This is a genomic window from Streptomyces sp. NPDC107522 (assembly GCF_055657525.1).
This window is the reverse complement of sequence record NZ_JBVKAU010000031.1, coordinates 38333-49626: the sequence shown is the minus strand read 5'-3', so window position 1 is coordinate 49626 and position 11294 is coordinate 38333. Positions and strand designations below refer to the sequence as shown.

At 71.4% G+C, this 11294-nt stretch carries 7 protein-coding genes; 3 read left to right on the top strand and 4 right to left on the bottom strand.

From position 1 onward, the window contains the following. Nucleotides 1-1095, top strand: a 1095-nt coding sequence (locus tag ACZ7L6_RS42840; protein ID WP_471933865.1) for a penicillin-binding transpeptidase domain-containing protein, incomplete at its 5' end; no start/stop codon positions are given. Between the two features lie 179 nt (nt 1096-1274). Further along, entirely contained in the window at nt 1275-2330 is a 1056-nt protein-coding gene (locus ACZ7L6_RS42835) for a LacI family DNA-binding transcriptional regulator (RefSeq protein WP_471933863.1), read from the top strand. A 156-nt stretch (nt 2331-2486) separates the two neighbouring features. On the opposite strand, the gene ACZ7L6_RS42830 is transcribed toward ACZ7L6_RS42835, so the two are convergent. Beyond that, entirely contained in the window at nt 2487-3542 is a 1056-nt protein-coding gene (locus ACZ7L6_RS42830; RefSeq protein WP_471933861.1) for a glycoside hydrolase family 5 protein, read from the bottom strand. Nucleotides 3543-3881: 339 nt separating this feature from the next. On the opposite strand from ACZ7L6_RS42830, the gene ACZ7L6_RS42825 reads away from it, so the two are divergent. After that, nucleotides 3882-4871 carry a LacI family DNA-binding transcriptional regulator gene (locus ACZ7L6_RS42825; protein ID WP_471933869.1) on the top strand — a complete coding sequence of 330 codons (990 nt, stop codon included), beginning with the start codon at nt 3882-3884 and terminating at the stop codon, nt 4869-4871. Between the two features lie 87 nt (nt 4872-4958). Here ACZ7L6_RS42825 and ACZ7L6_RS42820 read toward each other — a convergent pair whose 3' ends face one another. The 3 genes from ACZ7L6_RS42820 to ACZ7L6_RS42810 form a co-directional block, all read right to left on the bottom strand. Then, on the bottom strand, nt 4959-6539 hold the full coding sequence (locus ACZ7L6_RS42820) for a carboxylesterase/lipase family protein (RefSeq protein WP_471933859.1): 1581 nt from the start codon (nt 6537-6539) through the stop codon (nt 4959-4961). A gap of 130 nt (nt 6540-6669) precedes the next feature. Then, nucleotides 6670-7920, bottom strand: a complete 1251-nt coding sequence (locus ACZ7L6_RS42815; RefSeq protein WP_471933857.1) for an alginate lyase family protein — start codon at nt 7918-7920, stop codon at nt 6670-6672. A 28-nt stretch (nt 7921-7948) separates the two neighbouring features. Continuing rightward, the gene (locus tag ACZ7L6_RS42810) at nt 7949-11272 is read right to left on the bottom strand and encodes an alginate lyase family protein (RefSeq protein WP_471933855.1); all 3324 of its coding nucleotides are present in this window, start codon (nt 11270-11272) and stop codon (nt 7949-7951) included. Nucleotides 11273-11294 lie beyond the last annotated feature (22 nt).

Genomic DNA, 11294 nt, shown 5'->3' with positions numbered 1-11294 from the left:
AAGAAGCTCACCGGCAAGAGCTCCAACTACCCGCTGCTCAACCGTGCGATCCAGGGCCAGTCAGCGCCCGGCTCCATCTTCAAGGTCGTCCCCACCGCCGCCGCGGTCAACGCCGGCTACTCCTTCGACGGCCCCTACGAATGCTCCAGCTCCTACTCGATCGGCGGCCAGGTCTTCACCAACTTCGAATCGGAGGACCACGGCCCGATCAGCCTCGGCCGGGCGCTTGAGGTCTCCTGCGACACGGTCTTCTACCGGCTGGCCCACGAGGAGTGGAAGCGCGACGGCGGCACCAAGCCGAAGAAGAACGCGCACGACTGGTTCTACAAGACGGCCCACCAGTTCGGCCTCGGCGCGGAGACCGGCATCGACCTGCCCAACGAGGTCACCGGCCGCATCCCGGACCGCCAGTGGAAGCAGGCCTACTGGAAGGCCAACAAGGACGCCTGGTGCAAGTACGGCAAGAGGAACGGCAGTTACCCCCAGCGCATCGCGTACGAGAACTGCCTCGAAGGCAACCGCCTGAGGGCCGGCGACGCGGTCAACTACTCCATCGGACAGGGCGACACCCTGGTCACCCCCATCCAGATGGCCACCATCTACGCGGCGATCTCCAACGGCGGCACCCTGTACGACCCCACCGTCGGCAAGGCCGTCGTCAGCGCCGACGGCAAGAACGTCCAGGAGATCAAGCCCAAGTCGCACGGCAAACTGCCGATGACGCGGCAGACCCGGGATGCGATCGACGAAGCCCTCGCAGGGGTCGTCACCCGCGGTTCGGCCGACTGGCGCTTCGTCGGCTGGCCGCAGGACAGGATCCCGCTGCACGCGAAGACGAGTACCGCCGAGGTCTACGGCAAGCAGACGACTTCGTGGTTCGCCACCTACACCGAGGACTACGCCGTCGTCATGACGATCTCCCAGGGCGGTACCGGTTCCGGCGCCTCCGCCCCGGCCGTCCGCAACATCTACAACGCGCTGTACGGCGTGCAGAAGGACGGCTCGATCGACGAGAGCAAGGCACTGCTGCCAAAGCCTCGGACGAGCCTGCCCGAGATCCGGCCGGACGGCACCATCGCCGCACCCAAGGACTGACCGACGGCGGCCTGCCCACCTGCCCGGCTCCTGGGCCCTCCGTGACGACGACCTGCGCACAGGACTCGTCCCCGCCCTTCACCCGCTGCTAGCCTCCCTCTCGGAAACCGGTTGCCATCATGTTGCCGCCGGTTCCCCAGGGGGAGGGCCAGGGTGCCCGGGAGAGGGACGAGGCAGGGATGACCAGGAAGAGCGAGGACGCGGGGCGCAGCACCATCCGGGACGTGGCGGCCCGCGCGGGGGTCTCCGCGTCGACCGTCTCGCGCGTGCTCGGCGGCGTGTACCCGGTGAGCTCGACGACGCGTACGCGCGTGATGCGGGCGGTGCGGGACCTCGACTACGTCGCCGACGCCCGCGCCAAGGCGATCGCGGGGGTCGGCACGCCCACGCTGGCGTTCGTGCTGGAGGACATCACGGGGCCGTCGTTCGCGCACATGGCGCACGGCGTGGAGCGGGAGGCCCGACGGCTCGGGCATCTGTGCCTGGTGTGCACGACGGAGGGCGACGTCCAGCACGAGGTGGAGTTCGTCGAGATGATGCGCGCCCAGCGCGCCGCCGCCGTGATCCTGGTCGGCGGCTCCGCCGACACCCCCGAGTACCGCGAGCGCACCCGCCGTATGGCCGACTCGCTGGCGTCGGCGGGCTCCCGGCTGGTGCTGTGCGGGCGGCCGCCGCTCGGCCCCGGGGCGCCGGTGACCGTCATCGAGTACGACAACGAGGGCGGGGCCTACGCCCTGGTCGCGCACGTCCTCTCCCAGGGTCACCAGCGGGTGCTGTTCCTCGGCGGCAAGCCCGACCACACCACCGCCCAGGGCCGTGAGCGCGGCTATCTCGCCGCCCATCGCGCCCGCGGCCTGGACCCCGACCCGGCGCTGCTCCTGCACGGCGACTTCACCCGCGACGCCGGGCACCGTCTGATGCGCGAGGCCCTGGAGCAGGGGCTGGATTTCACCGCCGTGGTGGCCGCCACCGACATGGTCGCCGCGGGCGCGCTCACCGCCCTGCACGAGGCCGGGCTTGACGTCCCCGGCGACGTCTCGCTGGCCGGCTACGACGACATCCCCTTCGCCCGTGACCTGCACCCGGCCCTGACGACGGTCCATGTCCCCTACGAGGAGCTGGGCCGCCTCGCCGTGCGCACCGCGCTCGGCCGCACCCCGGAGAACCCGGACGAGCATCTGCTGCTGGGCACGCACGTGGTGGTGCGGAACTCGGTCGGGGCACCGAAGAGCTGAAGGGCCGCGCACGTGTCGCGCACGTGGCCGCGCAGGTGGGCGTCGAAACGGCGCGGCCAATCGCGGCGCTCGTGGCACCGCGACCGGCCGCGAGATCGGACCGTCCGGATCCGATCGCCTCACAAGGCCTCGCCCTCGCCTCAGGAGGCCTCGCCGTCAGGGCTGCACGGGCTTGCCGCGCCCCCAGCCCCAGGCGAGCCGGTCGGCGCCGGACTGGTTGGTGGTGGCGAGCCACGGGCGGGCGGGGTCGCCGATCAGGGTCTGCATCGAGTAGGTGTCGTCGGTGCGCAGACCGGGCCAGTAGACGGAGCCCATCTTCAGCTCGCGGAAGGTGTCGGTGACGGCCTGGATGAAGTTGATGTAGTTGTTGGACGGCGCCGGGTGGTTGTAGTCGAGTCCGGTCGTCATCGGGGCGCCGAACTCGTCGGCGACGGTCCGGCTCGCGCAGTCACCGATGCGCTCCTTCAGGTCGGCCACCCACTGGTCGTAGGTGGCGTACTCCTTCCAGAACCCGTAGTGGTGCAGCGACAGGTAGGTGCCCTTCAGCCGCGGGTCGGCGCAGACCGAGGTGACGTGGTCGTTGTAGCCGGCGCCGCTGACGAAGACCCGGTCGCGAGGGACGGACGGGTAGGTGTCCAGCCACTTCGCGGCTATGTCGGCCCACTCGGTGTCGGTGTAGCCGTGCGGCTCGTTCATCGGCTCGAAGTAGACCCGCGAGTTGCCCTTGTAGGCCTTGACCACGGTGTCCCACATGGGCCAGTAGGTGGCGGTGTCGTCGATGAAGCCGTCCCGGCGCTCGCCGGTGCCCTCCCAGTAGGACACGATGACCTTGAAGCCCTTGGCCGTCGCCGCGTCGATCACGCCCCGGTACGACTTCCAGTAGGAGCCGTTCACGGTGTACGGGTTGATGGGCAGCCGGACGGTGTTGGCGCCGAGGTTCGCGCGGAACGCCGAGATGATCCGGCTCGACTTGGCGTAGGTCTGGGCGTAGGTGTCGGAGGTCGACAGGCCGGACAGCTGCAGGGTGTCGTCGGCGAAGTTGTCGCGGGGATCGGCCCAGTTCACGCCCTTGAACTGGGTGGTGTCGCCGCTCGGTGCGGCGGAGGCGGGACTGCCCGCGAGGGTGGTGCCGCTGATCGTGGCGATCGCGACCGCCACGAAGGCGGCACGCAGCCGGGGGGTGAAGCGGTTTCTCGAGGGGGTCTTGCGCATCAGCTGGCCTTTCGGAGATGACGGCACCCGGCATGATGTTTACGTAAACATGGTGGACACGAGGCCGCCTGCATGCCTTGGGCCGGGCAGGCTCGCTGGGGGGATGTTTACGTAAACTTCAGGGCGTCGGAATCGTGGCATCCGCCCCCACGACCGTCAAGGTTTCCCCCGCGTAACATCCCTGGGCGGGCGCGGTGACGCGCACCGGGAACGAGAGGGCGGGGTGAGGGAGCGGTGGAGCTGAGCGAGCACGAGCAGGCGGTCTCGGTGCCCGCGGGCGGGGGTGCCCAGCGAGGGGGCTCCGGTGTGCCCGGCGAGCGCCGCAAGCAGCGGGTCTCCATGGCCGATGTCGCCCGGCTCGCGGGCGTGTCGTCCCAGACGGTGTCGCGGGTGTCCAACGGCCATCCCGGCGTGATCGAGGCGACCCGGGAGCAGGTGCTCGCGGCGATGCGGGAGCTGGGCTACCGGCCCAACAGCGCCGCACGCGCCCTGCGCTACGGCCAGTTCAACACCATCGGCGTGATCCTGTTCAGCCTGTCGTCGACGGGCAACAGCCGCACCGTGGAGGCCATCGCCACGCACGCCGCGGCGGAGGGGTACGCGATCACCCTGATCCCGATCGACGTCCCGACCCAGGACAACGTCCTCGGGGCCTTCACCCGCATGGGAGAACTGGCCGTCGACGCCGTGATCGTGATCATGGAGATCCACCTGCTCGACGCCGGGACGGTGCAACTGCCCCCCGGCGTGCACGTCGTGGTCGTGGACTCCGACGCCGGGGACCGCTACAGCGTGGTCGACACCGACCAGGCCGACGGTGCACGCAAGGCCGTCCGGCATCTGCTCGACCTCGGCCATCGCACCGTTTGGCATGTGGCGGGCCCCTCGACGTCCTACGCCGGCCAGCGCCGGACCGAGGCGTGGCGGGCCGTCCTGGAGGAGGCCGGGCGCCCGGTGCCGCCGCCGCTGCGCGGTGACTGGTCGGCCGAGTCCGGCTATGCGGCCGGCCTCTCGCTGACCGGGGAACCCGACTGCACGGCCGTGTTCGTCGCCAACGACCAGATGGCCCTCGGGCTGCTGCGCGCCCTGCACGAACGCGGCCGCCGCGTCCCGGAGGACATCAGTGTCGTCGGCTTCGACGACCTCCCGGAGGCCGCCTTCTTCGTGCCGCCCCTGACCAGCGTCCACCAGGACTTCGCCGAGGTGGGCCGCCGCTGCGTCCAGAACGTCCTCCGCCAGGTCCGCGCCCAGGCCGGCGCCCGCCCCGGGACCGACCTCGTCCCCACCAGCCTGGCGATCAGACGCAGCACGGCACCACCACGGAGCTGACACGAGGACGGCCGCCCCTACCGACGGCAACCGGTTTCCGAGCTGCTCAGGCCCGGGATGCTCGGTCCGTGCCGGTGGCTGCTGCCGTCAGTGCCGCCGGACCGCGCCGGGAAGGCGCAGACGCCGTACGACCGACCGCACTTCCGTACTCCGCGCGGGCGAACCGTCGGCCAGGGCCGATGCGACGGCGGATTCCTCAGGGGTGACGGCCGCGGCCCACAGGGCGAGCTCGGCGTCGCGCGGGCCGTACGCCGTGTGGGTGGCGCCGTCGCCGAAGACGCGCACCGGGTGCGTGTCGTCCCAGGCCTGCCACCCGGGGTCGCCCTCCGCCGCGAACCGCACCCACGCCCCGTGCATCTCGTCCGCCAGCTCCTGCGGGGCGCCCTCGCCGGCCAGCTTGCGGGACTCGGGAACCTCTCCGGTGTCGAAGACGAAGCCGAGCTCCAGGGCGTGGCAGGCGCCGAGGCCGGGGAGGCCGGAGGGCCAGGCGAACTCGTACACGTACGACGATCCGGGGCGCGCGTCGGCCAGTCGGTGCAGCGGGCGGCGCAGCAGGTGGTCGGTGACCATCTGGCCGACGATCTCGGCGGTGCCTGCCTCGGGGTGCAGGGCGCGGTAGCCGCGGGGCACCTCGGCGCCGACGTGGCAGCGGGCCATGGCCCCGGCCAGGGCGACCGCGCCGAGCCGGTCGACGCGCTCCAGGAGGCCGCCGGGGACCAGCCACAGCCGGTACTCGTCGCGGGTCCAGCCGGTCATCAGGTCGACGCCGGAGGCGGCGTCGCCCTCCGTGAGCGCCTCCAGCGGGTCACGGGGGACGATGTCGCCGTCGACGACGATCCCGAAGGCGGGCCCGCCCACCACGGGGCTGCTGAGCCTGCCCACCTCGGCCTGGGTGCGCAGGAGCAGCTCACGGTCGATGTCGGCGAAGGCGGCGGCGGTGGCGGGGATCTTCAGCCGGTTGGCCATACGGCGCACCATCCGCCGTACCTTGTCCCGCTCGGCGGTCTCGGGCGGCCCGCTCTGCAGGATCGCCCGCCGGACCAGGCCCTGGGCCTGCGGGGCGGCGAGCAGGGCGCCGATGCTGATGGCGCCGGCGGACTGGCCGAAGAGGGTGATGCGGTCGGGGTCGCCGCCGAAGGCCGCGACGGCCTCGTGGACCCATTCCAGGGCGGCGAGCTGGTCGCGCAGGCCGGGGTTGGCGGGGGTGTCCGGGAAGAGGCCGTAGCCCTCCACGCCCAGTCGGTAGTTGACCGAGACGCAGACGACGCCGTCGCGGGCGAAGGTGCGCCCGTCGTACACGGGCACGCCCGAGGAGCCGCGGGTCAGGGCGCCGCCGTGCAGCCACACCATGACCGGGAGCCGGGCACCCGACCCCGGCTCGGGGGTCCAGACGTTGAGGTTGAGGCAGTCGTCGCCGGGCACGACGGGGTCGGACAGGTACTGCGCGAAGGCCTCGGAGTACGGGGGTTTCGGCGGGGTCGGCCCGAAGGCGCCGGCGTCTCGCACGCCGTCCCAGGGTTCCGGCGGCACGGGCGGCCGGAATCTGTTCGGACCGAAGGGGGGCGCCGCGTAGGGGATGCCCCGGAACACCGCGACGCCGTGTTCGTACCGGCCCCGTACGGCCCCGTACGGCGTGCTCACCACGGGATCTGCCTGGACTGCCGTCATACGTCCACCAGCCTCCTCACCGCGCTCGTGCACCGTGAAGATCAGAGCAACTCATTGTGGCCCGATATTCCGGTGCACGAGCGGTGTGGCGGCCATTCGGCGTACGGGGCCGCTTGTGGCGTACGGGCGGCTACTTGGCGTACATCAGCGTGCCGAAGCCCAGCTGGTCGTAGCCGCCGCTGGTGGAGCCGTAGTCGCCGCCGCCGCCCTCGGGGGCGACGAGGTCGTAGTACATCTGCGAGATGTACTTGTCGTCCAGGTACAGACGCCGGTTGTAGTGGAAGTGGAGCATCGCCCACACCGGGCGGATCTGGCCGCGGCTGCCGGATCCGATGACCGTCTGTGACTGCTGGGCGCAGTTCTGTCCGCTGCCCCAGGTGTAGGTGGTGTAGGGCACGTCCATGCCCAGGTTGTACTTGGCGACGTACTGCGCGGCCTTCATGAACCGCCGGTTGTCGTACGAGTACAGGTCGTCACCCTGGTTCCAGGCCATCTCGCAGATCGCGCCCATCTGGCCCATGCCCATGACGGTGTGGCCCTGGTCGCGGCCGGACTCCTGCCACTGGCCGAGGTCGTAGCCGTCGACGTTGCTGTAGAGGAACGGCACGGCGTGCTGGATGGAGCCGTTGCCGGCGCCGGTCTTGAAGTAGTTCACGGCCTGGTCGTACTTGGCGGCGTTGTCGGTGAGGATCCCGATGGCCATGATCGAGGCCATGTTGCACAGGTCCCAGTTGGCCCAGTAGTTGGTGATGCAGGCGTCGTTGTGGCCGGTGAGGAACTGGTTGTTGAGCGGGTAGAAGACCCTGACCATCATGTCCTGGGCCGCCGCGAGGTCGAATCCGCTGTAGCCGCGCATGAGTTCGCAGGCGTTGGCGAACTGCCAGCCGTAGATGCCCGCGGCGAGGAACCGGTCCGCGTTGCCGGTGATCGACGTCAGGGTCCTCGACCAGGCGTTGAGGATGGTGGCCGCGCACCGGGCGTTGGCCTCGGTGCCGCCGACCTGCCAGCGCAGGGCGTTCTGGTAGGCGGCGGCGATGTCGTTGTAGAGCAGGCCGTAGTTCTCGCCGGTGCCGCCGCGGATGACCGTGGCCTGGACGCGGGGCGTCCAGGTGGACTGCGAATGGGAGTTGGCGGTCAGCCGGTTCCAGCCGGACAGCCAGGGGTCGGTGCCCGCGGCGACCCTGACCTTGGCCCGGTTGATGTCACCGGCGTTGTGCAGCATGCCGGGGTGGGTGAAGGTCGCGGGGGCCGCATCCGCCGTGGTGGCGACGGATGCGGTACCCAGGGCGACGGCCGCGGTGAGGCCGCCGGCGGTCTTCAGCAGACCGCGACGGCTCAGCTCACCTGATGGAAGGTGCTGGTGGGGGGATGTGCGGCTCATCGTGGTGCATCTCCAATCCGTGGGGGGATCAGTCGGTGGTGATACTCACCTCGTCGAACTCCGTGGTGCTGCGGGCCAGTTGGTCGCGGGAGCAGACCACGAGGCCCACGTAGTAGGGGGCGTCACCGAACCCGGGGATCTCGCCGGTGGCGAGGGTGGTCCAGGTGGCGCCGTCGTCGGTGGACAGCGCTGCGGTGAAGGCGGTCCCGACGCGCTTCAGCCGCAGCAGGGAGGGAAGGGTGGCCGCCCCGTTCCCGGTGAACGTCGACCGTCCGGCGACGGTCGTGCGCAGCATGAGCTGCGCGCTGGTTCCGCCGCTGACGATCGCCCCGGCGGCCTGGTCGAACGGCGACAGCGACTTGGCCATCAGCAGTCCCACCCGGTCGGCACTCGCGCCCGCGCGGGAGACGAGCCGGGCGGTGATCTCGCAGTCGCCGGTGACCGGCCGTCGTACGAACTGCCCCGTCATTCCCTGGTTGTTGACGGTGAGGTCGACGCCCGCACCGCGCACGGTGAAGGTGCCGTCGGCGTAGGACGTGCTGCCCGGGGTGCGGATCGCGACCACGCCGAGCGTGCCGAAGGCGCGGTCGTCGAGCACCGGGTCGCCGAGGTCGCCGTAGGTCCAGGGGGCGGGCGGGGGTGTGCCGACGGTGAGGGTGAGCGTGCCGGTGCCGTCACCGGCCGCGTTGCCGGCGCCGGTCGTCACCTTGAACTCGCCGCTCTCGGTGGGCGTTCCGGAGACCAGGCCGGTGCGTCTGTCGACGCGCAGGCCGTCCGGCAGGCCGTCCGCACTGAAGCGTACGGGCTCGTGCGAGCCGCGCAGCACGTGGCGGAAGGGGACGCCGTTGTTGGCGAACGCCTCCTTCGCGGACGTGAGTTGGGGCACGCTCGGCGTCGGCATCTGCGCGGAGGCCGGGGCGGACAGCGGTCCGCGGCCGCCGCAGCTCGTCTTCGCCACGGCGTAGTGGTACGTCGTCCCGGGTGTGCCGGTCGCGTCGGCGTACCGTATCCGGGCGCCGAAGCCGACCGGGCCGACGCCGGTCGCGATCGTCTCGTAGGGCCCGTCGGCGCTGGTGGCGCGCAGCACCTTGTAGCGGGCGGAGAGGTCCGGGTCGGTCCAGGCCAGCTCCACGGCGTCGGCGCCGGTGGTCGCGGTCAGGCCGGTGGCGGTGCGGGCCGGGCGCGGCGCGGACCAGACCTCGCCCGCCGTCGCGGAGGTCACGCTGACGTTGTCGAAGGCGCCGGTGCCGGTCTCGGCGTAGGCCTCGTCGACGCCGAGGCAGGAGGTGAGGACCAGGCCCGCGTACGCGGTGCGGCCCAACTCGACCTCGGTGGAGCCGACTTCGGTCCAGCGGATGCCGTCCGGGGAGATGGCTCCGGTGCAGCGGCGGCCCCTGCGCGTCACCCGGACCCAGTAGGGCGCCCGCAGCCGGTAGCCGTCGCCGGCGCCCTCCACGTACGGGGCCTCCAGCGGGGTCGCCGACTCCGGGAGCTTGCCGAGGTCGGAGATCGGGAAGGACGCGTTGACGGTGATCGCCTGCTGCTGGGAGGGCGGCACGGGGGTGCTGCCGGTGGCGGAGATGTCGGCTCCGGTCTCGGGGCGTACGCTCCATACGCCGCTCCAGGTGTGCAGCGGCAGGCCCTGGATCAGCATCGACGCGTGCGCGGCGTCCGCGTCCAGCGAGTCGCGCAGGGTCACGCCGATCTTGGAGTACTGCGAGCTGAGCGGGAACACGATCCGCGCGGTGATCGCGCCGTCGCCGGGCAGCGGGAGGTGGACCGAGCGGTAGGTGTCGGCGGTGCCGGAGGCTTCCAGCACGAACCGTTCGCCGTCGAAGGCGGCGGAGCCGGGGATCCTCACCTCGCCGATGTCGCTGGTGGACCAGGGTTCGGGGAGGGCGGCGCCGGCGGCGACGAGGCTCGATTCGGCGCTGGTGCCCTGGGAGTTGGTGGCGGTGACCCTGTAGTAGTGCGTCCGTCCCCCGCGTACGCCGGTGTCCTTGAACTCCGGCTTGTCGCTGACGCCGATCTCCTCGTACGGCCCCTCCGGCCGGGTGGCCCGGCGGACGGTGTACGTCGTCGCCCACGCGGACGGCAGCCATGCCACGGTGACCGAGGTGCCGTCGCCCACCGCGGTGACACCGGCCGGAGCCGTCGGCGCGGTCGGCTCCGGTGCCCTGGTCCCGGCGTAGGTGAAGGTGCCGAAGCTGGGCAGGTCGTCGTTGCTGCCCTCGACGACCCTCGTGCCGCCGGTGCCGCGGAAGACGGCCGCCTTGGTGTACGGGGTGTCGAGGCCGCGGACGCCGGCGTAGTGGGCGTAGTACATCTCGTAGGTCGGGGGCACGCTGCCGCGGACCTTGTCGGAGACGGTCGTCTTGATGTACTTGCCGGTGCGGTCGAGGTCGGGCGTGAAGGGGACGTCACCGCCGAGGTTGTACTTGGCGACGTACTCGGCGTTGGCGAGGATGCGGTTGTCGTCGAAGCCCCACAGGTCGACGCCCTGGTTCCAGGCGACCTGCGCGGCGTCGCCCATCAGGCCGACGGCGAGCTGCTCGTGGCCCTGGTCGCGGCCGGACTCCTGTCCCTGGCCCGCGTCGGTGACGACGCGGTTGCGGACGCTGCCGTTGCCCGCCCCGGCCGCGGCGAAGCGCAGCGCGTCCTCGAAGAGCGTGGGCTCCTCGCAGAACACGGCGATGGCGAGGATGGACTGGATGGACGTCAGGTCCCAGTTGCCGTTGGCGTAGAGCATGTAGCCGGAGATCGCCGGATACCAGACGTTCAGGAACGACTGCTCGCAGCGGGCGATGTCCTGCGCCGCCCAGCCGTCGTAGTCGCTGTGCCGCAGCAGCTCGGCCGCGTTGACGAACTTGAAGACCTGGAGGCCGGCGCCGAGCGGGCCGTCGGCGCCGGTGACCATCGTCAGGGACGCCGACCAGGCGTTGAGGATGTCCCGGGCCTTGTCCGCGTGGGCGCGGTTGCCGGTGACGCACCACATCAGGGCGTTCTGGTAGGCGGCGGCCGAGTCGGCGACGGCCTGGTTCTGGAAGTTGGTGGGGCCGCGGCCCCAGGAGGTGATCTGACCGGTGTTCTGGACGGTGTACGTGGACTTCGAGCGGGCGTGGGCAGCGAACGCCAGGTAGCCGTCGTAGATCGGCGGCTCCTGGGCGGCGACCGCCGCCTTCATACGCGCGAGGTCGGCGGCGCTGTGCAGCAGCCCGGGGTGGGTGAAGGCCCGCAGCCGGGTCTTGTCGTCCTGGGCCCACGCCGCCGCGGGGGCGGACAGCAGCCCGCCGCCGGCCGCGGCCACCAGGGCGGCCGCGCCGAGGAAGGATCGTCTGCTGAGTGGAAGCACGGGTGACTCCATGGTTCTGTAC